This is a genomic window from Streptomyces sp. NPDC048295 (assembly GCF_040652135.1).
Lineage (GTDB): Bacteria > Actinomycetota > Actinomycetes > Streptomycetales > Streptomycetaceae > Streptomyces.
Genome location: NZ_JBEZLL010000018.1, coordinates 111,897 through 135,909, shown reverse-complemented (window position 1 = coordinate 135,909; position 24,013 = coordinate 111,897). Strand labels below are relative to the sequence as shown.

Sequence of the window (24,013 nt, the reverse complement as noted above, 5' to 3'; positions counted from 1 at the left end):
CCGGGGTACCCGGGCTCCGGGCACCCGGTCAGCCCGTGCCCGGGTTCTCCGGCTCCTCGTGCGCGGGTTCCAGGGGCGGGGCCGCGATGCCGCAGTGCACCGTGCACTCCGGGCGGGTCTGCTCCTCCTCGTCGGCCGCGGGCAGGGGGGTGCGTACCGTCGCCCAGGCGATCGCCGCCCCCAGCACGAGCAGCCCGGCGCACATCGGCATGGCCCGGCGGAAGGTCGAGGCGAACTCGTCCGCGTTCCGGTAGGCCTCCGGGCCCATTCCGGCGAGCAGCGGCAGCGCGGCCACCGCGATCAGCCCGGCGGCGCGGGCCGCCGCGTTGTTGATCCCGCTGGCGAGGCCGGCCCGTGCGGTGTCCACGGAGGCCAGGACGGTCGCGGTGAGCGGTGCGACCAGGGTGACGAGCCCGACGCCGAGGACGGCGACCGCGGGCAGCACATCGGTGAGGTAGCCGGAGACGGTGTTCGACCCGGGCCCGACCCGCAGCATCAGCAGCATGCCCGTGGCGGCGACCAGCGGGCCCACGGTGAGCGGGATGCGGGGCCCGATGCGCTGCCCCAGTTCGCCCGAGGCGGCCGAGAAGAGCAGCATCAGCACGGTCGTCGGCAGCAGCGCCGTGCCCGCGCCGAGCGCCGAGAACCCGGCCACCACCTGGAGCTGGATCGCGGCGAGGAAGAAGTAGCCGCCGAGCGCCGCGTACACGCAGAGGGTGATGACGTTGACGACGGTGAACTGCCGGGACGCGAAGATCGAGGGCGGCAGCATCGGGTCCTTCCGGGTCCGCTCCACGCGTACGAAGGCAGCGCCGAGCAGGACCCCGGCGACGGCCGCCCCGATCACCGCGGCGGACGCCCCCTGCCCCGGCGCCTCGATCAGCGCATAGGTCACCAGGGCGAGGGCGAGCGCCCCGAGCACGGCCCCCAGGACGTCGAAGCGCCCGTGCGCGCGCGGGTCGCGCGATTCCGGTACGTGACGCAACGCCACCGGCACACAGACCGCGGCGAGCGGCACATTGAGCAGGAAGACCCACCGCCAGCCCGGCCCGTCGACGAGCCATCCGCCGACGAACGGCCCGACGGCGGCCCCGACCCCGCCGAACCCCGACCACAGCCCGACGGCGCGGGCCCGGTCGTCGGGGTGGAAGCTCGCCTGGATCAGGGCCAGCGAACCGGGCGTCAGAAGCGCCCCGCCGATGCCCTGGAGGGCGCGGGCGGCGACCAGGACGGTGGCGTTCGGCGCCACACCGCACAGCACGGACGCGGTGGCGAACCAGACCACGCCGACGACGAAGACCCGCCGCCGCCCGTACCGGTCGCCCAGCGATCCCCCGAGCAGGATCAGCCCGGCGAGGGTCAGCATGTAGGCGTTGACGGTCCACTGGAGGGCGGCCAGGTCGGTGCCGAGGTCCTTGCCGATGCGGGGCAGGGCGACGTTGATGACGGTGGAGTCCAGCATGGCCATGCTGGAGCCGAGGACGGTGGTGAGGACGACCCAGCGTCCGGTGGCGGAGGCGACGCGGAGGGCGCCCGTCTCGGCTGCGTCAGGCATACCAGCAGCATCCCCGCTCCGGGCCGGCAGGGCCATCGGGCGGGGCGCCCGGCCGGCACCGGACGACCTACGACGCCCGCTCCGTCACCGCCCGTACGCCCCTGATCAGCGCCTCCACCCCGGCCTCCGCCTTGGAGCGCGGGCACCCCACGTTCAGCCGCACGAAGCCCGGCGCGCCGTACACCCCGCCCGGCATCACCGCGACCTTCTCCCGCTCCACCAGCACCCGCTGCAAGGCCTCGTCGCCGTCGACACCCGCGGGCCGAAGATCGATCCACGCCAGATAGCCGGCCTGCGGCGGCCGCCATCCCAGCTCCGGGAACTCCTCGTCCAGCCGCCGCGCGACCAGCGCCAGATTCCCGGCGACATACGCCCGGAGCTCGTCCAGCCAGGTCTCCGACTCCCGGTACGCGGCGATGTGCGCGGTCAGCGACAGCACGGCCGGGGAGGCGAGCCCCTCGGCCGTCTCCATCCGGCGCAGATACTCCGTCCGGTCGGCCGGATCGCCGATCAGCCCGTACGAACCTGTCAGCGCGGGGAAGTTGAACGCCTTCGACGCGGAGGTGACCAGTGCCCAGCGCCCCTCGCCCGCGACCCTCGTCCACGGCACGTGCGTATGCCCCTCGTGCACGAAGTCCGCGTGTATCTCGTCGCTGATCACCGCGACCCCGTGCCGTGCGGCGAGCGAGGCCGTCGCCTCCAGCTCGGCCGCCGTCCACACCCGGCCGGTCGGATTGTGCGGCGAGCAGAGGATCAGGACCTTGCTGTCGGGGCGGGCCAGCTCGCGCTCCAGCGCGGCCCCGTCCCCCACCGGCACCCCCCGCAGCTCCCGCCCGAGCCCGGTGACCGCCTTGCGGAAACCGTCGTACGTGGGGGTGTGGACGACCACGCCCTCGCCCCTCGACGTCCACATCTGCAGCAGCTGCGAGAGCTGGCTGAGCACGGACGGCCCGTACACCAGCCGGCCGGTGTCCACCTCGGTGCCGTACCGGGTCCGGTACCAGTGCTCTATCGCCGAGCGGAAGTCGTCCTGCCGCCAGTCCGTGTAGCCGAACACCCCGTGGTCGAGGCGGGAGCGCAGCGCGCTCAGCACCTGCGGGGCGGTCTCGAAGTCCATGTCGGAGATGGTGAACGGCAGCAGCCCGTCCACCCCGAACCGGTCCGCGACCCCGTCCCACTGGACGCACCAGGTGCCCCGGCGGTCGACGACGGTGTCGAAGTCATAGCGCGCGCTGGAACCCACAGCTACCCCTTGCCAATGTGTCTGTCGGACATGCCGTGGGCCCGGCACCCCACGGGTACCGGGCCCACGGCCACACTTCGTACCGGCTGCTACTTCAGCTTGGTGCCGGTGGAACGCAGGTTGGCGCAGGCCTCCGTGACGCGCTTGGCCATGCCCGCCTCGGCGGACTTGCCCCAGCTGCGCGGGTCGTAGACCTTCTTGTTGCCGACCTCGCCGTCGACCTTCAGCACACCGTCGTAGTTGCGGAACATGTGGTCCACGATCGGGCGGGTGAAGGCGTACTGGGTGTCGGTGTCGAGGTTCATCTTCACGACGCCGTTCTCCAGCGCGGTGGCGATCTCCTGCTCGGTGGAGCCGGAGCCGCCGTGGAAGACGAAGTCGAACGGGGATGCCTTGCCGTACTTGGCGCCGACGCCCTCCTGGAGGTCCTTCAGCAGCTCGGGACGGAGCACGACGTTGCCCGGCTTGTAGACACCGTGGACGTTGCCGAAGGAGGCGGCCAGCAGGTAGCGGCCCTTCTCGCCCAGGCCGAGCGCCTCGGCGGTGCGCAGCGCGTCGTCGACGGTGGTGTACAGCTCGTCGTTGATCTCGTGGGTGACGCCGTCCTCCTCGCCACCGGTCGGGGTGATCTCGACCTCAAGAATGATCTTGGCGGCGGCGGCCTTGGCCAGCAGCTCCTGGCCGATGGCCAGGTTGTCGGCCAGCGTCTCGGCCGAACCGTCCCACATGTGGCTCTGGAACAGCGGGTTCTCGCCCCGGGCGACGCGCTCGGCGGAGATGTCGAGCAGCGGACGCACATAGCCGTCCAGCTTGTCCTTGGGGCAGTGGTCGGTGTGCAGCGCGACCGTGACGTCGTACTTGGCGGCGACGATGTGCGCGAACTCGGCCAGGGCGACGGCGCCGGTGACCATGTCCTTGTTGTACTGACCACCCAGGAACTCCGCCCCACCGGTGGAGATCTGGACGATGCCGTCGCTCTCCGCCTCCGCGAAGCCGCGCAGCGCAGCGTGCAGGGTCTGGGTCGACGTCACATTGATGGCCGGGTAGGCGAACTTGCCTGCCTTCGCCCGGTCGAGCATCTCGGCGTAGACCTCGGGGGTTGCGATGGGCATCTGACCGCTCCTTGGGATATGCGGGTGTGCGTTGCTGGTTCCCTGACCTGGGGGCGACGTCATCGTCGCCCCTATCTTCCCAGACTCTCGTTCCGGCTCCACCCGGCCCTTCGCCTGGCCGGTCCCGCAGCTGCGCGGCAGACATGCGGAAGGGGCGGGCTGTTTCACGTGAAACAGCCCGCCCCCGGAAGAAGCCGCAGGTCAAGCCGGATGTCAGGCCGGGCCCCGGCCGGGCCGCATCCAGGCCTCGGCCGGACGCCGGGCCGGGCCTCAGGCCTCAGGCCAGGTCGAGATCGGCCACCGAGTAGACGTGGACGTACGGGAGGCCCGCCTCGGCGATGGCCGGGGCCGCGCCCCGCTCCACGATCACGGCCACGGCCACGACCTCGCCACCGGCCTCGCGCACCGCCTCCACGGCGGTCAGCGGCGAACCGCCGGTGGTCGAGGTGTCCTCGACCACCAGACAGCGACGGCCCTTCACGTCCGTGCCCTCGATGCGGCGCTGCATCCCGTGCGCCTTCTGGGCCTTGCGGACGACGAACGCGTCCAGCTCCTGCCCGCGCGCGGCGGAGGCGTGCAGCATCGACGTGGCGACCGGGTCGGCGCCCAGCGTCAGCCCGCCCACGCAGTCGTAGTCCAGCTCCGCGGTGGCGTCGAGCATGACCTGACCGACCATCGGAGCGGCCTTGCCGTCCAGCGTGATGCGGCGCAGGTCGATGTACCAGTCGGCCTCAAGACCCGAGGAGAGGGTCACCTTGCCGTGTACCACGGCCTTGTCCTTGATCTGCTGGAGCAGCTCAGCACGTACGTCACTCATGGCTACGAGCTTAGGGCCTGCCCGGCGGACCACCGCCGGGGTCAGAGCCTGCGCCAGCTCCACGTGGTCGAGATCTCCAGCGGGTCGATCGGGGTGACGTAGCGGGGCGCGGTGTTCAGCCCGTTCGGCGGGCCGGACTGCGGCTCCACGCAGACGGCCTCGTCCTGCTCGTCGTAGATCACGACCCACTCGTCCCGGCTCTTCACGGTCAGCTCCAGCTGCTCCGGCCAGGTGAGCGTCACCTCGACCCCGTCCGGCATCCCGAAGCAGTCGTCCCAGGGGCCGCTCAGGGGCGGGATGCGGCGGCCGGTCGGCAGATGGTCCTCGCCGCGCTCCTCCTGCCAGGCCGCGTCGAAGGCCAGCTGCACGTCCTTGCCGCCGTCGCCGAGGTTGCGCAGGAACCAGGGGTGCCAGCCGGCCTGCGCCGGGAACGAGTCCCCGTAGGTCTCGATGCCGAAGGCGAGCGTGAGCGAGTCCTCGGCCAGCTCGAAGGTCTGGGTCACCCGGCCGGGATACGGCCAGGGGTCGGCGAGGTCGTAGTAGAACGCAGCCTCCCGCTCGCCCAGTCGGGCGGTGCGCCAGACGCTGTCCCGGCCGGTGCCGTGGATGGCGTGCGGCGGGGAGTTCAGCGGCAGCCGGTGCGGGACGCCGCCGTTGTGGAACAGCCCGTTCCCGGTACGCCCGCACCACGGCACCATCGGGAAGCAGCCGTACCGCTCCCCCTGCCGCAGCAGCTCGGTGCCACCGATCCGCAGGCTGCCGATGCGGCAGCCATGGGCGGGGCTCACGGTCAACTCTGTGTCGCCGACGGACAGCCGGACATCCTTCTCGCTGCTACTCACCCGACCGAGATTACTGGCGCGGCGGCCACGGCCCGTCCCGTGATCCCTGGACACCGCACGCCGGCCTGGGTCACGGGCGGCCCTTACCGTCGCCGCCTCAGTGCCCGGCTCACCACCACGGCCGAGGCCAGCGCGAGTGCGGCGGCCGGGGCGACCCAGCGGAGCGTGGCACCCGCGGTGGTCGAATCGGGTGACGGGACGGGCGCGTACCGGCCGCGCGGCGGCGCGTGGTCGACCTCCTCGGCGCTGCGGCCGATCATGGTGCGTCTGGCGTGCGCGGCCTCCGCCGGGGGGCCGTCGGGGACGGTGAACTCCACCTCGGAGACGGGGTCGAGCGGGGGCGGGGGAACGGGCGCGTCGAAGACGGAGCCGGTGCCCGGGGGGTTCCCGGGCTCCTGGGACGCCTCGGACTCCTCGGGCTCCTCGGGCTTCTCCGCAGGGGGCGCCGCGTCGTCGGCAGCAGCCGCGCCGGTAGTGTCGGCCTCCTCCGCCGCCTCCTCGATGGCCTGCTCCACGGCTTCCCCGACGGACTTCTCGGCTTCCCCGAGCACCTCCCCCGGCTCGGCACCGCCCTCCGCACCGGCCGCCAGTGTCTCGGTCACCAGCTGCTGGGCGAAGCGGTCCAGCAGCCGGCGGGCCGCGGCGAGCGCCGCCGCCGCGTCCAGCTCCAGGAACCGGCCGTCACCGCTCGCCGTACCCGAGAACCCGATCGCCGTGCCGCCGTCCCGCTCGGTCAGCGTGATCGTCAGGGTCAGCTCCGCCGAGCCGCTGCCTCTCGCCTCGGAGCCCTCGCCGGTCACCAGGACCGCTGCTCCCCGCGCCCCCTCCGGTCCGTCCTGCGGCGCGTCGGTGAGCCCGAGCGCGCCGCGGTACGTGATCGTGTGGCCGTCGACCCGGATCCTGAGCCGGCCGGACAGCGGGCCCGCGGACGCGTCGGCGTCCTGCTGGAGCCCCGGCACGCATCGCGCGACGCGGGCGGGGTCACCCAGCGTCCGCCGCAGGGACGGGGCCGGAACCGGAACGAACACCTCATGCTCCATGGAAACCGAGCCTACTCAGCCCCGGCCGTCACGTCAGCGGTTCGGCCCCGCGAGGCCGCCGGGCACCGGCCCCGGACAGCCGGACCACGAACCATGGCGCCCGGACCACGAACCCGGGCCCTCTCGCCCCGCGCACGACCCGGGCTCACCGGTCCTCCCAGTACCGCGGATGCACCAGCGTCGACGGCGGCAGCCCCGGCAGCCGGGCCCGCTCCGTCTCCCGCCCCGCGTCCAGCAGCGCGGGCTCCGTCACCGAGCGCAGCTCCGGCGCCTTCGGGGCGAGGCCGAGCTCCGGCCGCTTCCCCGGGCCGGCGAGGACGAAGCCCCAGCCGTACGCGGGGCGCGCCCGGTGCGTGGCCCGGTCGGGGCCGGCCGCGGAGTCGGTGAGCCGGCCGCTCATCCGGTACGGGCGGGTGCGCAGGCCCGCCGCCCGCATCGACGCCTCGACCGTCCAGAACGTACGCGGCCGGGAGACCGGCGGGCCCCCGTGCACCACCAGCCGGCCGCCGGGCGCCAGCGACTCGGCGACCAGGCCGTAGAACTCCGCCGAGTAGAGCTTCGTGCTGGTGGAGATCCCCGGATCGGGCAGATCGGAGATCACCACGTCGTAGCGGCCGTGGGCCGCCCGCAGCCAGTTGAAGGCGTCCGCGGTGACGGCCGTGACCCGCGGGTCGCCGAACGCGTGGCCGTTCAGCTCCGAGAGCGCCCGGTCGGTACGGGCCAGGCGGGTGACGCCCCGGTCGATCTCGACCACGGTGACGGCGCGTACGTCCGGGTAGCGCAGCACCTCCCGGGCGGCGAGGCCGTCGCCACCGCCCAGGATCAGGACGCGGGCGTGCGGCCCGTTCATCGCCGGGTGCACCAGCGCCTCGTGGTAGCGGTACTCGTCGCGGGCGCTGACCCGCAGCCGTCCGTCCAGATACAGGTCCAGGGAGCTGCGGCCCGACCCCGTCAGCACCACCTCCTGCACCTCGGTCTGCACCGCGACCCGCACCCCGTCCCCGTACACGGCCCGCCGCGCCGCCCGCTCGAAGTCGTCGACCAGCACGGCGGTGACGGCCAGCACCACGATCACCGCCACGTTGGCCAGGATCAGCAGCCGGCGCGAGCGCGGGGTGAGATCGCGCCGGAAGACGCACAGCACCAGCGCCCCGCCCGCCGCCGCGTTGACCGCACCGGTGCACAGCGCCCCGGTGAGCTGCCCGAGCACCGGCAGCAGCAGAAAGGGGAACGCGAGCCCGCCGACGAGCGCGCCCACGTAGTCGGCGGCGAAGAGATCCGCGACGGCACCGCCCGCGTCCTGCCGGTCGACGCGCTGGATCAGGGTCATCAGCAGCGGGATCTCCGCACCGATCAGGATGCCGATCGTGAGCGAGAACCCGACCAGGGCGTACCGCGACTCCCCGATCCAGGCGAACGACGCGTACAGCACGAGCGCCGAGGAGCCGCCGACGAGCGCGAGAGCCGCCTCGATCAGCCCGAAACCCACTGCGGCACGGCTGCGTAAACGTTTCGCGAGAAGCGACCCGACGCCCATCGCGAACACCATCACGGAGAGCACGACGGACGCCTGGGTGACGGAGTCACCGATCAAGTAGGAGGCGAGCGCCACCAGTTCGAGCTCGTACACCAGACCACAGGCAGCACAGACGAAGACTGCGGCCAGCACGAGACACCGACCGGTTCTCGGCCGTACGGGAAGACACGCCGCGCCCCCTCGCAGCGACACCTGCTGGTCGATCATGATGCGAACGCTACGTCACGATCAGATGGCAGCCTGTCACCCACAAGGGTGCAAGTGGCGTGCTCACAACGGAGTTGGGACTTCTCGGAGTGCCGCCGCCGGCATCCGCACCCCCACTCGGGTGCGCGTCACCACCAACTGCCCCTCCTGCGGGTACGCGTGCCAGGTGCGCCACCGCACCTGCCCCTCGGTCCGCTGGGCCAGCATGGCGGTGAAGGCGTGCGGGCTGCCGGGGAACGTCCCGGCGAGACCCTGGGGATGGTCGGCCACCAGCGCGAGGAGTTCCTGCGCGCGCCCCGCGAACGAGCCCGCCGAGAGCGTCTCGACGCGCGCCGCGAATTCGTACTCCCATTCACCGAGTCGTTTGGAGACACCGAGCGGCAGCGGCGTACTGCTGCCGGGGATGCACGCCACGGTTTCGGAACAGGTGCCGCGCTTCTCCTCAAGAAGCACCTGGTGGGAGGCGCCGAGCAGGCGCATCTGCAGCCGGGCACCCGCGAGATCGAGATCGAGCACGGCCAGGGCGGGGAGCGGTTCACGCCCCAGCGTCCAGGCCAGGTCGGCCGCACGGGTGTCGGAATAGGCCGTCTGGAGGGTCGTGAGCATGAGTCGGCTCCGCAAGCAAGCATGGACGCATGGACAGGGGACGCCCCCGACGTGACACACGTGGGAGGTGGAGCGCCCGATCAGGTCCAACTGGGGTCCGAGGGCTGAATGTTCTCTCCACCGAGGGAACCACGAATAAGTCGCATCCACAGGGTTTTTACCCAACTTGCCGTGGTTTCCATCCGCTCGGGGGCCTCTCGGATCATCTGTTCACCGGCAACTCGCGAAAAGCCCCAACAAAAAGGTGTCCGGCGGGAGTTCACCCGCCGGACACCTCTGGAAACAGCCGTCCTGATCAGCTGCCTCCACCGCATCCGCCCCCGCCGCCGCACGACGATCCGCCGCCGCACGAGGAGTGGCCGCCGCCGCACGAATGGCCTCCGGAGTGCCCACCGGAGTGCCCACTGCTGCTTCCGCAGGACGTACCGCCGCCACTGTCACCCCCCGCCCACCAGCTGCCCCCGTTCGAGCTGCCGCCCGACCTCCGTCGCCCGCCGCGCCGGCCCGACACCTTCGCCCTGCCCCCGCCCCTCAGGACCGAGACCAACAGCGCGATCAGAGCGACCGCTATCACCACACCTACGCCTGCGAAGATCGACACCGACCTCACGTCCTTCCGTCCCCCGAAGCGAGGTCCCCCGCTTCCCCCGCGCCTGTCGCGTGTGTGGGGGATGCCCCCGCCCCCGAAGGGCCAAAGCAGACTTGAGCAACTCCAGAGCTTCCGCGCAGGATGGCAGCCATGACACAGGGACGACCGCTGCTCAACCGCCGCCTCGCCGGGTTCGGTACGACGATCTTCGCGGAGATGTCGGCGCTTGCCGTACGTACCGGCTCCATCAATCTCGGCCAGGGCTTCCCCGACACCGACGGCCCCGAGGAGATCCGGGAGGCCGCGGTCCGGGCGCTGCGCGACGGGCGCGGCAACCAGTACCCGCCGGGCCCCGGCGTCCCCGAACTGCGCACCGCGATCGCCGACCACCAGCAGCGGCGCTACGGCCTCACCACCGACCCCGACACCGAGGTCCTGGTCACCGCCGGCGCCACCGAGGCCATCGCCGCCACCCTGCTGGCCCTGCTGGAGCCCGGCGACGAGGTCATCGCGTTCGAGCCCTTCTACGACTCGTACGCCGCCTGCATCGCCATGGCCGGCGGCGTCCGCGTCCCGCTGACCCTGCGCGCCCCGGACTTCCGCCCCGATCTCGACGCCCTCCGGGACGCGATCACGCCCCGCACCCGGCTGCTGCTGCTGAACAGCCCCCACAACCCGACGGGCATGGTCCTCACCCGCGAGGAACTGACCGCGATCGCCGGACTGGCGGTGGAGCACGACCTCCTGGTGGTCACCGACGAGGTGTACGAGCACCTGGTCTTCGAGGGCGAACACATCCCGCTGATCTCACTGCCCGGCATGCGCGAGCGCACCGTCTCCATCTCGTCCGCCGGCAAGACCTTCTCGTACACCGGCTGGAAGGTCGGCTGGGTCGTCGCGGCCGCCCCGCTCGTCGCCGCCGTCCGGACGGCCAAGCAGTACCTGACCTACGTCAGCGCGGGCCCGTTCCAGTACGCCGTCGCCGAAGCACTGCGGCTGCCGGACACCTACTTCGAGGACTTCCGCGCAGACCTGCGCCGCAAGCGCGACCTGCTCGGCGACGGCCTGCGTGCGGCCGGGTTCGAGGTCCACCGGCCCCAGGGCACGTACTTCATCACCACCGACATCACCCCGTTCGGCGAGAAGGACGCCTACGCCTTCTGCCGCGCGCTCCCCGAACGCTGCGGCGTCGTCGCCATCCCCAACTCCGTCTTCTACGACGGCCCCGACGCCGGCCGCAGCCAGGTCCGCTTCACCTTCTGCAAGCGGAAGGGTGTGTTGGAAGAAGCGGTTACCCGCCTCAAGCGATTGACGGTCTGACAGGGGAGCGCGAAAAGAGTGCCGCCGGTTCGCTTCGGCGCCGGGAGCTGCTCAAGCCCCGCCCCCGAAGCGACCACGGCTCACTCGGTGTCTTTCGGATGCCGCGGGGAGGCGTACACGAGGATCACGGTGGAAGTCTCCGCGCTGACCAGGTAGCGCACTCGACCACCGCTGGTGACCTCGTACTCCCACTGCTCAAGGTCGGACCCTTTCCACGCTTTGGTCGCGTGCCTGCCTCGTAACTGATGCTGGCGATTCCAGTTGGAGCGGGACAGGGGGTCTCCTCGGAGGGCGTCGAGGCAGCGATGCGCGCTCGGCAACGCAACGCGGCACAGCTCCTCCCAGCCGGTCACCGCCTCCGTGGTTCCAAAGACGACGTTCCACCCGTTGAGGGGCGGGACACTGACCCGATCCCCTTTCTTCGGGCTCATCCACGCACCTCGACCGGGCCGAGGTCATCACCATCGAGCGGCCGCACCGACTCCCGGAGCTGGTCGGGATCGGCATTGATGCGAGCCGTGGCGCGCCAGGAGATGATCGCGCGATGCACCGCCTCTCCCGCCCCCAGTTCAGCAGCGTCCGACAGCGCTTCAAGGAGCTCGACGGTGAAGGCCCGAACTTCTTCCGCGTCCAGGTGCCGCACCCAGGGGAACACTTCAGGGAGCGCGAGAAGGAGCGACTTGGCGCCGTCGTCCCGCTTCATGAGTGCGAGGAAAAGCCGTGAGGCGGTGGTCAGGTTCTCCTCGTCATTCTGCGCCCGTGCTGCCGTGGTCAGCACCATGTCCGGCGCGTCCCGATGTGTCACGCGAAGGCGCCCCAGGGCCGCAGCCCTGGCCGCGACCCCTTTGGGGTTGCGGGAGAGATCGGTGAAGGAGACGGATTCCGTTTCTGCTTCCAGGCGCAGGCTAGACATGATCAGAGTGTACTCAGATCCTGTTCTGATTTCCAGTGCTGCCCGGCCATCGATGTGTACACCTTCGCGTTCCGCAAGAAGGACGACGTCCTGCACGAGGCGGTCGCCCGCCTGCGGCGTCTGGCGCCCTGAAACGGCAGCACCCCGGGGCGGCGGTCACTGGGACCGCCGCCCCGGGGTGGGGGTGTCACTGCCGTACGAGGGCTCAGGCGCTCGGCGGGACCGGGTCCTCGCCGTCCGCCGGCTCCTCGGCCGGGGCCAGGCCCAGACGCTCCTGGAGCCACTTGTCGAACTCGATCGAGGCGCGCACCCAGCTGACCGTCGACGACACGAAGTGCTCCAGGCTGACGCCCGTACCGATGAGCATCTGCGCCTCACCGATCAGACGGACCGAGATCTCGGTGTCCTCGGAGCCCTCCTCGGGCTCGTGGGTGTGCGTGTAGACCTTGGGCCACAGGGTGCGGCGGTTCCAGTCGTCGATCGCGTCGAGGAGGACCGGACGCTGGTCCGCGGCGTGCGGGCGGTCGTAGAACGTACGGACCGAGAAGACCTGCTGCTCGTCCTCGCCCCGGAACATGAAGTACGTGCGGAAGTCCTCCCACGGCGCCGCGAGGTCGCCCTCGTCGTCGACGACGTACTTCAGCTCCATCTGTTCGAGAAGCTGCTTGACGAGGTCCTGGTCAGGGACAACGGGGCCCTCGGGTCCTGCCGCCTGCGGTTCGGGCTGGCCCCCGAAATTCGGAATCGAGGACGGATCGATAGACATCGCTGGGTACTCCTGTGGATCGCACGTGGTTTCCTGCCGACGACCCTAGCCGCGTTTCGCCGCCAGGCCCTACGCACTGCGGGTAATCATCTGCGCATCGGCTCCCCGCGCCCGCGCCCAGGCAGTGGCGGCAAGAATCGCGCACAGCACTCCGAGGAGCCCGGACGCGCCGATGGTGTTCGCCGACGAGCCGGTCAGCTCCGTCGCCACACCCCCCAGGGCGACGCCGATCCCCTGCATGGCGGTCACCCCCGACCTGGCGAGCCCCAGCACCTGGCCACGCCGGTCGGCCGGGGTCAGAAGCACGAAGGTGGCCCCGGCGGTGATCTGGTACGCGGAGCACACCCCGGCCACCAGCAGCAGGAACATGGCCACGCCCACACTGGGATCGAGCCAGTAGGCGAGCAGCGGCAGATTCGCACCGACCGCCAGCGGCCCCAACAGGCGGCGCCGCGACTCGTCGCCGACCTTGGCCCGCCCCAGCAGGGCCGCTCCCAGCACCATTCCCGCCGGATGCGAGGCGAGCAGGAGTCCCACCGAGTAGGCGCCGCCACCGGCCTCGTCCGCGAACGGGGCGGCCAGTCCCTCCGGCAGGACCACGAACCCCGCAAGCCACCCCAGTGCGAGCAGCGACCGGAGCCTGCGGTCCGACCAGATCAGTGCGGCCGCGCCCCCGACCTGTGCGCCGAGCCGCGTCCTGCGGGCGTCGGCACTCGCCGTGGGACGGGCCTTCACGCCGAACCTGACCAGGGTCGCCGAGAGGAGGAAGGTCACCGCGTTCACGCCCAGGGACAGGTTGCTGCCCAGCCACGCGGCCAGCAGACCGCCACCGGCGAAGCCGACCAGCTGTCCGGTCTGGTGGGTGATCTGCATGACCCGCTGGCCGCGTTCGTACCTCTGCGCGCCGAGCACGGTGGGCAGCAGCGCGCCCTGGGCGGCACCGAAGGGCGCCTCGGCCAGCTGCGCCAGCACCAGCAGTCCGGCGAGCAGCGGCAGGGGCATCCCGGGCAGGGCCATCAGCCCGACCAGCACCATCCGCACCAGGTCGCAGCCGATCATGACCGTACGCCGGGGGAACCGGTCCGCCAGTCCGGACAGGAGCACCCCGGACAACAGAGCGGGCAAGGTGGTCAGCGCGTACGTCGCCGCGGTCCACCCCGGCGAGTCGGTGCGTTCGAACACGAGCAACGACAGGGCCACGCGGGCCAGTTGGTCACCCAGGATCGACTGAGCATAAGCAGCCCAAAGGGTACGGAATTCGCCAAGGTGAAAGAGATTGTCAGATCTGGGCTTTTTTGGCCCCGGATTTATCTCATCGCCCATCCGCTCGTTCATACGGGCACGCTACCGACTGCCGAATTCGACCCCCAACCTTGCTTGCGAGCAGGTCATGACGGGCCCACCGAGGTGTCCTGATTATTCCCTCACCGCTGGGCGGACACTGCCCGCACCCGCACGGAAGTCCCTTGTCAGGGGCGGGTGATGCGGTCCGTGGCGGCGCCGGTTCAGGAGATGCCGCCCACCGGTGCACAGCGAGGCGTTTGGCTCAATACCGATGTTGAACAATGGATCACCCCCGACGGCGACCGCTTTCACTTTCTCCCGAAATCACCGCAATGCATCGCCCCTTGCGCGGCGGCCTTCCGCACGGCAAGGGGCGAACGCATCGACGGTCCGTGTGCCTTCTACGCGGCGCCGCCCGGGGCCGCCGCGCCGGCGTCCGAGGTCGCGCGGCCGACGAGCAGGTCGTCCCCGACCCGGTCCACCCGGACGGTGTCCCCGTCGCTGACCTCCCCCGCGAGGATCTCCTTCGCCAGCCGGTCGCCGATCGCCGTCTGGATGAGCCGGCGCAACGGCCGTGCCCCGTACGCCGGGTCGTTGCCCTCCTCGGCCAGCCAGGCCAGGGCCTCGGGCGTGACGTCGAGGGAGAGCCGGCGGTCGGCCAGGCGGCCGGCGAGCCGGTCGATCTGGAGCTGCGCGATGTGCGCCAGCTCGTCGCCGGAGAGCGCGGAGAAGACCACCAGGTCGTCGAGCCGGTTGAGGAACTCCGGCTTGAAGGAGGCCCGGACGACCTCCAGGACCTGCCGCTTCTTCTCCTCGGGCTTGGTCAGCGGGTCGACCAGGAACTGGCTGCCGAGGTTGGAGGTCAGGATCAGGATGGTGTTGCGGAAGTCCACCGTCCGGCCCTGTCCGTCGGTGAGCCGGCCGTCGTCGAGGACCTGGAGCAGGATGTCGAAGACCTCGGGGTGGGCCTTCTCGACCTCGTCCAGCAGCACGACGCTGTAGGGGCGGCGGCGGACCGCCTCGGTGAGCTGGCCGCCCTCCTCGTAGCCGACGTATCCGGGCGGGGCGCCGACGAGCCGCGCCACGCTGTGCTTCTCGCCGTACTCGCTCATGTCGATGCGGACCATGGCCCGCTCGTCGTCGAACAGGAAGTCGGCGAGGGCCTTCGCCAGCTCCGTCTTGCCGACACCGGTCGGGCCGAGGAAGAGGAACGATCCGGTGGGCCGGTCGGGGTCGGCGATTCCGGCGCGGGTACGGCGCACCGCGTCCGACACCGCACGCACGGCCTCGCCCTGCCCGATGAGGCGCCTGCCGAGCTCGTCCTCCATGCGCAGCAGCTTCTGGGTCTCGCCCTCCAGCAGGCGTCCGGCGGGGATGCCGGTCCAGGAGCCGACGACGTCGGCGATGTCGTCCGGGCCGACGCCCTCCTTGACCATCGTGTCCTTGGCCGCTTCCTGCTCCGCCTCGGACGCCTCCTCCAACTCCCTCTCCAGGCCCGGGATCTCGCCGTAGAGAAGCTTGGACGCGGTGTCGAAGTCGCCGTCGCGCTGGGCGCGTTCGGCCTGGCCGCGCAGTTCGTCGAGGCGCTCCTTCAGCTCACCGACACGATTGAGGCCCTGCTTCTCCTTCTCCCAGCGGGCGTTGAGGCCGCGCAGCTCCTCCTCCTTGTCGGCGAGGTCGCGGCGGAGCTTCTCCAGGCGCTGCCGGGAGCCGGGGTCGGTCTCGTTCTTGAGGGCCAGCTCCTCCATGTGGAGGCGGTCGACGGCGCGCTGGAGCTCGTCGATCTCGACGGGCGAGGAGTCGATCTCCATGCGCAGCCGGGACGCCGCCTCGTCGACCAGGTCGATGGCCTTGTCGGGGAGGAAGCGGGAGGTGATGTAACGGTCGGACAGGGTCGCGGCGGCCACCAGCGCGGAGTCCGCGATGGAGACCTTGTGGTGGGCCTCGTAGCGGCCCTTGAGCCCGCGCAGGATCGCGATGGTGTCCTCGACGCTCGGCTCGGCCACCAGCACCTGCTGGAAGCGGCGCTCCAGAGCGGGGTCCTTCTCGATCCGCTCGCGGTACTCGTCGAGCGTCGTCGCGCCGACCATGCGCAGCTCGCCGCGGGCCAGCATCGGCTTGAGCATGTTGCCGGCGTCCATGGCGGAGTCGCCGCCGGCGCCCGCGCCGACGACGGTGTGCAGCTCGTCGATGAAGGTGATGATCTGCCCGTCGCTGTCCTTGATCTCGGAGAGGACGGTCTTCAGGCGCTCCTCGAACTCACCGCGGTACTTGGCGCCCGCGACCATCGCGCCGAGGTCGAGCGAGACGAGCCGCTTGTTCTTCAGCGACTCCGGGACGTCGCCCTTGACGATGCGCTGGGCGAGGCCCTCGACGACGGCCGTCTTGCCGACGCCGGGCTCACCGATGAGCACGGGATTGTTCTTGGTGCGGCGGGACAGGACCTGGACGACGCGGCGGATCTCCTGGTCGCGCCCGATGACCGGGTCGAGCTTGCCCTCGCGTGCGGCCGCGGTGAAGTCCGTACCGAACTTCTCCAGCGCCTTGTACTGGCCCTCCGGGTCGGGTGTGGTCACCCGGCGCCCTCCCCTGCTCTTCTCGAATGCGTCCAGCAGCTTCTTCGCACTGGCCCCCTGCCCACCGAGGATCTCACCGGCGCGGCCGCCCTCGGCGGCGATGCCGATCAGCAGGTGCTCGGTGGAGATGTAGTCGTCACCGAGCTCCTTCGCGCGCTGCGCGGCATCGGCGATGACGGCGAGCAGCTCGCGGTTGGGCTGCGGCGGGGCGACGGTCGACCCGGTGACGCTGGGCAGCGCGCCCAGCAGCCGCTCGGTCTCGGTGCGTACGGCGATCTGGTCGGCCTCGACGGCGGCGAGCAGATCGGTGATGTTCGCGTTGTCCTCGCCCGCGAGCAGCGCGAGCAGCAGGTGCCCGGGGGTCAGATCGGGGTGCCCGTCCTTCACGGCCCTGCTGGTGGCCGCGTTGATGGCGTCCCGGCTCTTGTTGGTCAGCTCGGCGTCCACGTGCGCTTTCTCCTCCTTGCGGCGACTTGCCCTCTCGACAACACTGACTTAGTCAACGTGCATAAAGTTGAGTCTATTCCACTCAAGCCAATGTTGAGTCTACTCCACTCAACTTGATGCCGGGAGCTGTCCGCGCGGGCCCCGCCCTCGTCCCGGTGCTTCGAGTGAACCGGCCGCACCGGCCCTCCGCCACCGCAGCGGGCCCACGGCACGGCCGGCGCCGCGCCCGCGCTGCCTACGCTGTCCCCATGGCAGTAGACGTGACGAACCCCGGCCCCGAGTACCTCGCCTTCTGGCGCGCACGCCATGTGTGCACCCTGACCACGCCCCGTCCCGACGGCACACCGCACGTGGTGCCGGTGGGCGTGACGTACGACCCCGGGACGGGGCTGGCGCGCGTCATCACCGGCAAGAACACCCGGAAGGCCGCAAACGTCCTGGCCGCGGGCCCGGACGGCGCACGGGTCGCCGTCTGCCAGATCGACGGGCGCCGCTGGGCGACGCTGGAGGGGCGCGCGACGGTGCGCACGGAGCCGGAGGCGGTGGCCGACGCGGTACGCCGCTACACGGAGCGCTACGGGCGCACGCCGAAGCCCAACCCGGACCGGATCGTCATCGAGATCGCCGTGGACCGGGCGCTCGGCAGGGCCTGAGCGGTCCGCGGGCCGGGGGCCGCGCCGGGCCGGGGAAGACACGGCGGGCGCGGCCGGGAAAAGCACAACGGCGCCATCGTGTTCAGGTCACGATGGCGCCGTTGTGTGGGGGAGTGACTGAGCGACATGGAACGACGGGGGATCGCTCAGGCACTGCGGGGGGTGGCGGAGATAGTCTCTGGCTCGAACAGCTGGTGGTCCCGCCGGTCGAGGTTGACGAAGATCATGTCGTACCGGATCGCACAGCGAACGGGCTGCGGTGCTCCGCGCGGCTTGCGCAGGCAACGGTAGGCACGTACTTCGTCGTCTTCTTCACGTGCGACAACGATGGGGTCGCCGAACAGAGTGACCATCAACGAGTCGCCACAGTGGGGGATGGCAGTGACGAGATCGATGAAATGCCAGCCTGATCGGTAGGCCGTGGCCATCTCTCGCCGGAAGGTCCGGTCGTCCGGCGGGATGGTCATGCGCCTGTGCGGGCCGTGGCGGAGCCGGTGGGCGAGACCCAGCCGATGTCGGACGACTTGGCAGGTGCGACCGGCCACCCGATGTCACCATCGGCCGCGGCCTGGACGACCCAGCCGATGTCGGACGACTTGCCGGGCGAACCCCAGTCGATGTCACCGTCGGCCGCAGCCTGGACGACCCACCCGATGTCGGACGACTTGGCAGGTGCGACCGGCCACCCGATGTCACCGTCGGCCGCAGCCTGGACAGCCCACCCGATGTCGCCACCGGCAACACTGTCCTCGCTCCAGCCAATGTCGCTGCCGCCCAGCAGCCCGATGCCCAGGGCCGCGACGAACGAGACGGCAAGCGCCGAGCGATGCATTCGCTTATACATAGTCGGCTTCGTCCTCACTTGTGGATTCTTCTCCCCCGCACCTAAGACGATGTCTCACCTGGGCACGCCAGCACCACTGAGTAGATGCATCATGTTCCTGCATGTTCAGGAACCTGGGGGGTGACGATATGACCACAAGCAACACAAAGCCGACACATTCTCACGGGATCACCGAACTGTGCGACGCGGGAGCACGCCTTTACGCCAGCGCTTTGCGGCTGGGACGCATCGCCCGCGTCGAAGTGGAACCGGCGCCCTGCCTGATGGAGTTCGCGCTGCTGCATCCCGATCCGGACGACGCGGCCTGGCTCCGGCCCGTTCCGCCGTCCACCGCTCTTGCGCAATATCTGCATCCCATCGAGCGCGAGATCCTGGAACGGCGCCGGCACTCGGTCGAACTGACGGAGTCGTTCGAGCCGTTCATGGACATCAGCACTCTGGGGCCGCCCAGCACCCACGCCATCACCGTGCTGGAGGGCGGGAACCGGATCAACGCGGCCCTCGATCTCGCCACCGCAGAGTGCCGCACCGAAGTGCTCACCGTCCAGCCCGGCGGCGGCCGGACCGAGCATCGTCTGAGCAAGTCGCTGGAACGCGGCCTGTCCGTGATCCACCGCGGCGTCAGCATGCGCACCCTCTACCAGCACACCGCGCGCCACAGCCCCAGCACACTCGCGTACGCGGAACGCATGACCGACGACAACGTGGAAATACGCACGCTCGAAGAGCTCATCGGCCGCCTGATCGTGTTCGACCGGACCGTCGCCTTCATCCCGGCCAGCGACGACGACCACGTCGCCCTGGAACTCCGCCACCCCGGGCTCGTGCAGTACCTGGCCAACGTGTTCGAGCACTTCTGGACCAGGGCGGCTCCGCTGCGGGAGGAGGTCAAGTACGAACCGACCTCCCTGGGCATCAGCGGGGTCCAGCGCTCCATCGCCCAGCTCCTCGTGGAGGGCCACGTGGACGACTCCATCGCCCGCCGTCTCGGCATGAACGTCCGCACCTGCCGGGCCCATGTCGCCAAACTCGCCGCCGCGCTCGGCAGCAACAGCCGGGCCCAGCTCGGCTATCTGATAGCCCGGTCGGGAATCCTGGAAGAGGAGCAGAACTGAGGCGCCGCCCGCCCCGCGAGCAGCTTCCCCCTTCGCGTCGGTGTACGGCAAAGGGCCGGGGAACCGACCCGTGAGTCGGCTCCCCGGCCCTTCGCCGTGCGGGCGGGCGGTCCACCAGGCACAGCCGTGCCCGGTCGCCCGTCCCGCTCAGTCCTTCGGACGCTTCGGCCGCCAGACCACCAACGCGCTGGTCTGCTGCACGTCCTGATACGGCACCAGATCGCGCCGGTACGAGGCGTGGACCTGGGCCTCGCGCTGCTGCATCGCCTGTGCCGCGCCGTCCACGGCCGCCGAGAGCTCGGCGACACGCTGCTGGAGCGCGGCAACCTGGTTCTCCAGCTCGATGATGCGCTTGATGCCGGCGAGGTTGATGCCTTCGTCCTGCGACAGCTGCTGCACGGTGCGCAGCAGCTCGATGTCGCGGGCCGAGTAGCGCCTGCCGCGCCCGGCCGTGCGGTCGGGCGAGACCAGGCCGAGGCGGTCGTACTGGCGCAGCGTCTGCGGATGCAGGCCCGAGAGCTGGGCCGCGATCGAGATCACGTACACCGGTGATTCATCGGTCAGTTCGTACGGATTGCGTCGTCGGCCGTCCACCTCAAGCTCCCTTCGCCGCCTGGAACAGTTCCGCCCGCGGGTCCTGGCCCGCGGTCGCCTTCCGGTAGGCCTCCAGTGCGTCCCTGGCCTCGTCGCTGAGGCCCTTGGGGACCGCCACCTCGACGGTGACCAGCAGGTCGCCCCGGGTGCCGTCCTTGCGTACGGCGCCCTTGCCGCGGGCGCGCATCGTGCGCCCGTTGGGGGTGCCTGCGGGCAGCTTCAGGGTGACCGGCGGTCCGCCGAGCGTGGGCACCTTCACCTCGCCGCCCAGCGCCGCCTCCGTGAAGTCGACGGGCACGGTGACCGTGAGGTTGTCGCCCTTGCGGCCGAAGACCGGGTGGGCGCCGACGTGGACCACGACATACAGATCGCCGGCCGGTCCACCGCGCTCGCCCGGGCCGCCCTTGCCGCGCAGCCGGATCCGCTGGCCGTCCGAGACGCCCGCCGGAATCCTGACCTGCATGGTCCGGGAGGACTTCGCCCGTCCGCTGCCCTTGCAGACGTCACAGGGGTCCTGGGCGATGAGGCCCCGGCCCTTGCAGTCCACGCAGGGATCGGTGAGCGAGAAGCCGCCGCCGGTGCCGCGCGAGACCTGGCCGGTGCCGAGACAGGTCGGGCAGACCCTGGGGGTGCCGTTCTTGTCACCGGTGCCGGAACACGCCTTGCAGGGCGCCTGGCTGGACATCCGCAGCGGGACCGTCGCCCCGTCGACCGCCTCGGTGAAGCTGAGCGTCACCTCGGACTCGATGTCCTGGCCGCGTCGCGGCTGCACCCGTGTCCCCGTACCGCCCCGGTTGAACAGGCCGCCGAAGACATCGCCCAGACCGCCGCCTCCGCCGCCGAAACCGCCGGCTCCGCCGCCCTGACCGCCGCCCTGGCCGCCTCCGAAGAGGTCGCCGAGGTCGAAGTTGAAGTTGCCTCCCGCGCCTCCGGGCCCGGCCCTGAAGCCGCCGTTGCCGAAGAGGGCGCGCGCCTCGTCGTACTCCTTGCGCTTCTTGCTGTCACCGAGGACGTCGTTCGCCTCGGAGATCTGCTTGAAGCGTTCCTCCGCCTTGTCGTCGCCCTTGTTGGCGTCCGGGTGGAACTCGCGGGCGAGCTTCCGGTACGCCTTCTTGATCTCGGCGTCGGTGGCGTCCTTGGGGACGCCGAGGACCTTGTAGTAGTCCTTCTCGACGAAGTCCTTCGTGCTCATCGACGTCCCTCCTTCCGGACGATCGGCCATGCGACCGGCCCGTGGGCCGGTCGCATGGCCGGGCGGTGTGCGGCGAGATGGTCAGACGGGATGTCAGACCTCCTCGGTGCCACCGCTCTCCTCGTCGGTTGCCTTCTCTTCCTTGGCCGCTGCCGGTGTCGCACCCGGCTGGGGTTCGGCCACCGCCACCCGCGCGGGGCGGATGGTGCGCTCGCCGATCCGATACCCCGGCTGCAGGATCGCCACGCAGGTCGTCTCGGTGACATCCGGCGCGTACGAGTGCATCAGGGCTTCGTGGATCGTCGGGTCGAAGGGCTCGCCCTCCTTGCCGAACTGCTGCAGGCCCAGCTTGGCGACGACCGTCTCGAGAGACTCGGCCACCGACTTGAACCCGCCCACGAGCTCGCCGTGGTCCCGGGCCCGGCCGACGTCGTCGAGCACGGGCAGGAGCTCGGACAGGAGACCCGCTACGGCGATCTCCTTGACCGTGGCCCGGTCCCGCTCGACGCGGCGGCGGTAGTTCTGGTACTCGGCCTGGAGCCGCTGGAGGTCGCCCGTGCGCTCGTTGAGCGCGGTGCGGACCTGGTCCAGCTGCGCGGTCAGGCCGACTGTCTGTACTGCGTCCCCGGCCGGGGCCGCCCCCTCCTCCGAAGAGGAGGAAGAGGCGTCCTTCGGCTCAGCTCCGTCAGGGGTGGCGCCGGAGGGGACGTCGGGCTTCTCCTCGAAGCCCGGGGTCTCCTCGGTCACACCGCACCGCCCTTGGCGTCCTTCTCGTCGTCCACGATCTCGGCGTCGACGACGTCGTCGTCGGCCTTGCCCTGGGCGCCCGGCTGCGGGTCGCCCTGCGGGGCGCCGTCGGCCTGGGCGTTGGCGTACATCGCCTGGCCCAGCTTCTGCGAGACGGCCGCGACCTTCTCGGTGGCGGTACGGATCTCGGCGGTGTCCTCGCCCTTGAGCTTCTCCTTCAGCTCGGTGAGCGCGGTCTCCACCTCCGTCTTCACGTCGCCGGGGACCTTGTCCTCGTTGTCCTTGAGGAACTTCTCCGTCTGGTAGACGAGCTGCTCGCCCTGGTTGCGCGACTCGGCGGCCTCGCGGCGGCGGTGGTCCTCCTCCGCGTACTGCTCGGCCTCCTCACGCATCCGGTTGACCTCGTCCTTCGGCAGCGAGGAGCCGCCGGTGACGGTCATCTTCTGCTCCTTGCCGGTGCCGAGGTCCTTGGCGGCGACGTGCATGATGCCGTTCGCGTCGATGTCGAACGCGACCTCGATCTGCGGGACGCCACGCGGGGCCGGCGGCAGGCCGGTCAGCTCGAACATTCCGAGCTTCTTGTTGTACGCCGCGATCTCGCGCTCGCCCTGGTAGACCTGGATCTGCACGGACGGCTGGTTGTCCTCGGCCGTCGTGAAGATCTCGGAGCGCTTGGTCGGGATCGTGGTGTTGCGCTCGATGAGCTTGGTCATGATGCCGCCCTTGGTCTCGATACCGAGGGACAGCGGGGTGACGTCGAGGAGCAGGACGTCCTTGACCTCACCCTTGAGGACACCGGCCTGGAGCGAGGCGCCGATGGCGACGACCTCGTCCGGGTTCACACCCTTGTTGGCCTCCTGGCCACCGGTCAGCTCCTTGACGAGCTCGGCGACGGCCGGCATACGGGTGGAGCCACCGACGAGAACGACGTGGTCGATCTCCGAGAGCTGGATGCCCGCGTCCTTGATGACGTTGTGGAACGGGCTCTTGCAGCGGTCCAGGAGGTCGGCCGTGAGCTGCTGGAACTGCGAGCGCGTGAGCTTCTCGTCCAGGTGCAGCGGGCCCTCGGCGGACGCCGTGATGTACGGCAGGTTGATCGTGGTCTCGGTCGAGGACGAGAGCTCGATCTTCGCCTTCTCCGCGGCCTCGCGCAGACGCTGGAGAGCCATCTTGTCCTTGGACAGGTCCACGCCGTGACCGTTGGCGAACTGCTTCACCAGGTAGTCGACGACGCGCTGGTCCCAGTCGTCACCACCGAGGTGGTTGTCACCGTTGGTGGCCTTCACCTCGACGACGCCGTCGCCGATCTCCAGGAGCGACACGTCGAAGGTGCCGCCACCGAGGTCGAAGACGAGGATCGTCTGGTCGTCCTTGTCGAGCCCGTACGCCAGCGCGGCGGCGGTCGGCTCGTTGACGATACGCAGGACGTTCAGGCCTGCGATCTCGCCGGCCTCCTTCGTCGCCTGACGCTCGGAGTCGTTGAAGTACGCGGGGACGGTGATGACCGCGTCGGTCACCTTCTCGCCCAGGTACGACTCGGCGTCACGCTTCAGCTTCTGCAGGATGAAGGCGCTCATCTGCTGCGGGTTGAAGCTCTTGCCGTCCAGGTCGATCTTCCAGTCAGTGCCCATGTGGCGCTTGACCGAGCGGATGGTCCTGTCGACGTTGGTCACTGCCTGGCGCTTGGCGACCTCGCCGACCAGCACCTCGCCGTTCTTCGCGAAGGCGACGACGGACGGCGTGGTCCTGGCGCCCTCTGCGTTGGTGATGACGGTGGGCTCGCCGCCTTCGAGAACGCTGACGACGGAGTTAGTCGTGCCCAGGTCGATGCCGACCGCACGTGCCATTTCAATTCCTCCAGCTTGACTACTTGAGTGGATCTGACTCAAGGATGCATGACACCCGTCCCACTGTCAACAGACCTGAGTCGAGCGGACTCAACTATCGTGCGGACACCTACCGCCACCTGCGGATTTCCCCATGCGAGACGCGCACGGGAAGGCACCTGCGAGAT

22 protein-coding genes are annotated in these 24,013 nt (G+C 70.5%); 3 read left to right on the top strand and 19 right to left on the bottom strand.

What is annotated here, in order from left to right:
• Nucleotides 1–28: 28 nt before the first annotated feature.
• From AB0D53_RS25710 to AB0D53_RS25675, 8 genes are all read right to left on the bottom strand, one after another.
• Nucleotides 29–1,555, bottom strand: a complete 1,527-nt coding sequence (locus AB0D53_RS25710) for an MFS transporter (protein WP_362450511.1) — start codon at nucleotides 1,553–1,555, stop codon at nucleotides 29–31.
• A gap of 67 nt (nucleotides 1,556–1,622) precedes the next feature.
• Nucleotides 1,623–2,798, bottom strand: a complete 1,176-nt coding sequence (locus tag AB0D53_RS25705; RefSeq protein WP_362450509.1) for a MalY/PatB family protein — start codon at nucleotides 2,796–2,798, stop codon at nucleotides 1,623–1,625.
• Between the two features lie 89 nt (nucleotides 2,799–2,887).
• On the bottom strand, nucleotides 2,888–3,910 hold the full coding sequence (gene fbaA / locus AB0D53_RS25700) for a class II fructose-bisphosphate aldolase (RefSeq protein ID WP_362450507.1): 1,023 nt from the start codon (nucleotides 3,908–3,910) through the stop codon (nucleotides 2,888–2,890).
• A gap of 277 nt (nucleotides 3,911–4,187) precedes the next feature.
• On the bottom strand, nucleotides 4,188–4,727 hold the full coding sequence (gene pyrE / locus AB0D53_RS25695) for an orotate phosphoribosyltransferase (protein WP_266731675.1): 540 nt from the start codon (nucleotides 4,725–4,727) through the stop codon (nucleotides 4,188–4,190).
• Nucleotides 4,728–4,768: 41 nt separating this feature from the next.
• The gene (locus AB0D53_RS25690; protein ID WP_362450504.1) at nucleotides 4,769–5,569 is read right to left on the bottom strand and encodes an aldose 1-epimerase; all 801 of its coding nucleotides are present in this window, start codon (nucleotides 5,567–5,569) and stop codon (nucleotides 4,769–4,771) included.
• A gap of 83 nt (nucleotides 5,570–5,652) precedes the next feature.
• On the bottom strand, nucleotides 5,653–6,609 hold the full coding sequence (locus tag AB0D53_RS25685; protein WP_362450502.1) for an SRPBCC domain-containing protein: 957 nt from the start codon (nucleotides 6,607–6,609) through the stop codon (nucleotides 5,653–5,655).
• A 145-nt stretch (nucleotides 6,610–6,754) separates the two neighbouring features.
• A complete protein-coding gene (locus AB0D53_RS25680; RefSeq protein ID WP_362450500.1) occupies nucleotides 6,755–8,353 on the bottom strand; it encodes a polyamine aminopropyltransferase in 1,599 nt (532 codons plus the stop codon).
• A 63-nt stretch (nucleotides 8,354–8,416) separates the two neighbouring features.
• A complete protein-coding gene (locus AB0D53_RS25675) occupies nucleotides 8,417–8,959 on the bottom strand; it encodes a DUF2617 family protein (RefSeq protein ID WP_362450498.1) in 543 nt (180 codons plus the stop codon).
• A gap of 730 nt (nucleotides 8,960–9,689) precedes the next feature.
• On the opposite strand from AB0D53_RS25675, the gene AB0D53_RS25670 reads away from it, so the two are divergent.
• Entirely contained in the window at nucleotides 9,690–10,868 is a 1,179-nt protein-coding gene (locus AB0D53_RS25670) for a pyridoxal phosphate-dependent aminotransferase (RefSeq protein WP_362450496.1), read from the top strand.
• An 80-nt stretch (nucleotides 10,869–10,948) separates the two neighbouring features.
• Here AB0D53_RS25670 and AB0D53_RS25665 read toward each other — a convergent pair whose 3' ends face one another.
• The 5 genes from AB0D53_RS25665 to clpB form a co-directional block, all read right to left on the bottom strand.
• Complete coding sequence (locus AB0D53_RS25665) at nucleotides 10,949–11,299, bottom strand: hypothetical protein (protein WP_362450493.1); 351 nt, start codon at nucleotides 11,297–11,299, stop codon at nucleotides 10,949–10,951.
• Nucleotides 11,296–11,781 (bottom strand): prevent-host-death family protein, encoded by a 486-nt coding sequence (locus AB0D53_RS25660; protein WP_362450491.1) that lies wholly within the window; start codon nucleotides 11,779–11,781, stop codon nucleotides 11,296–11,298. The genes AB0D53_RS25665 and AB0D53_RS25660 overlap by 4 nt, the downstream gene beginning before the upstream one ends.
• A gap of 205 nt (nucleotides 11,782–11,986) precedes the next feature.
• A complete protein-coding gene (locus tag AB0D53_RS25655; RefSeq protein WP_362450489.1) occupies nucleotides 11,987–12,547 on the bottom strand; it encodes a YbjN domain-containing protein in 561 nt (186 codons plus the stop codon).
• Between the two features lie 69 nt (nucleotides 12,548–12,616).
• Nucleotides 12,617–13,870, bottom strand: a complete 1,254-nt coding sequence (locus AB0D53_RS25650; protein ID WP_362450601.1) for an MFS transporter — start codon at nucleotides 13,868–13,870, stop codon at nucleotides 12,617–12,619.
• 362 nt (nucleotides 13,871–14,232) lie between these two features.
• Nucleotides 14,233–16,854 (bottom strand): ATP-dependent chaperone ClpB, encoded by a 2,622-nt coding sequence (clpB, locus tag AB0D53_RS25645; protein WP_362450487.1) that lies wholly within the window; start codon nucleotides 16,852–16,854, stop codon nucleotides 14,233–14,235.
• A 248-nt stretch (nucleotides 16,855–17,102) separates the two neighbouring features.
• Between clpB and AB0D53_RS25640 the strand changes: the two genes are divergently transcribed.
• Entirely contained in the window at nucleotides 17,103–17,507 is a 405-nt protein-coding gene (locus tag AB0D53_RS25640; RefSeq protein ID WP_362450485.1) for a TIGR03618 family F420-dependent PPOX class oxidoreductase, read from the top strand.
• Between the two features lie 146 nt (nucleotides 17,508–17,653).
• On the opposite strand, the gene AB0D53_RS25635 is transcribed toward AB0D53_RS25640, so the two are convergent.
• Together AB0D53_RS25635 and AB0D53_RS25630 are read right to left on the bottom strand one after the other, a co-directional pair.
• The gene (locus tag AB0D53_RS25635; protein ID WP_072487853.1) at nucleotides 17,654–17,974 is read right to left on the bottom strand and encodes a (2Fe-2S)-binding protein; all 321 of its coding nucleotides are present in this window, start codon (nucleotides 17,972–17,974) and stop codon (nucleotides 17,654–17,656) included.
• A complete protein-coding gene (locus AB0D53_RS25630) occupies nucleotides 17,971–18,351 on the bottom strand; it encodes a hypothetical protein (protein ID WP_362450483.1) in 381 nt (126 codons plus the stop codon). The genes AB0D53_RS25635 and AB0D53_RS25630 overlap by 4 nt, the downstream gene beginning before the upstream one ends.
• 101 nt (nucleotides 18,352–18,452) lie before the next feature.
• On the opposite strand from AB0D53_RS25630, the gene AB0D53_RS25625 reads away from it, so the two are divergent.
• On the top strand, nucleotides 18,453–19,466 hold the full coding sequence (locus tag AB0D53_RS25625) for a helix-turn-helix transcriptional regulator (protein WP_362450481.1): 1,014 nt from the start codon (nucleotides 18,453–18,455) through the stop codon (nucleotides 19,464–19,466).
• Between the two features lie 147 nt (nucleotides 19,467–19,613).
• Here the strand turns inward: AB0D53_RS25625 and AB0D53_RS25620 are convergent, their stop codons facing one another.
• From AB0D53_RS25620 to dnaK, 4 genes are all read right to left on the bottom strand, one after another.
• Nucleotides 19,614–20,060 carry a helix-turn-helix domain-containing protein gene (locus AB0D53_RS25620; RefSeq protein WP_072487850.1) on the bottom strand — a complete coding sequence of 149 codons (447 nt, stop codon included), beginning with the start codon at nucleotides 20,058–20,060 and terminating at the stop codon, nucleotides 19,614–19,616.
• A 1-nt stretch (nucleotide 20,061) separates the two neighbouring features.
• Nucleotides 20,062–21,252, bottom strand: coding sequence for a molecular chaperone DnaJ (gene dnaJ, locus AB0D53_RS25615; protein ID WP_362450478.1), 1,191 nt, complete (start codon nucleotides 21,250–21,252; stop codon nucleotides 20,062–20,064).
• 93 nt (nucleotides 21,253–21,345) lie between these two features.
• A complete protein-coding gene (grpE, locus tag AB0D53_RS25610; RefSeq protein WP_072487848.1) occupies nucleotides 21,346–21,999 on the bottom strand; it encodes a nucleotide exchange factor GrpE in 654 nt (217 codons plus the stop codon).
• Nucleotides 21,996–23,846: a molecular chaperone DnaK gene (gene dnaK, locus AB0D53_RS25605; RefSeq protein ID WP_362450475.1), complete on the bottom strand. Its 1,851-nt coding sequence runs from the start codon at nucleotides 23,844–23,846 to the stop codon at nucleotides 21,996–21,998. Before dnaK ends, grpE begins: the two co-directional genes overlap by 4 nt.
• Nucleotides 23,847–24,013: the final 167 nt, after the last annotated feature.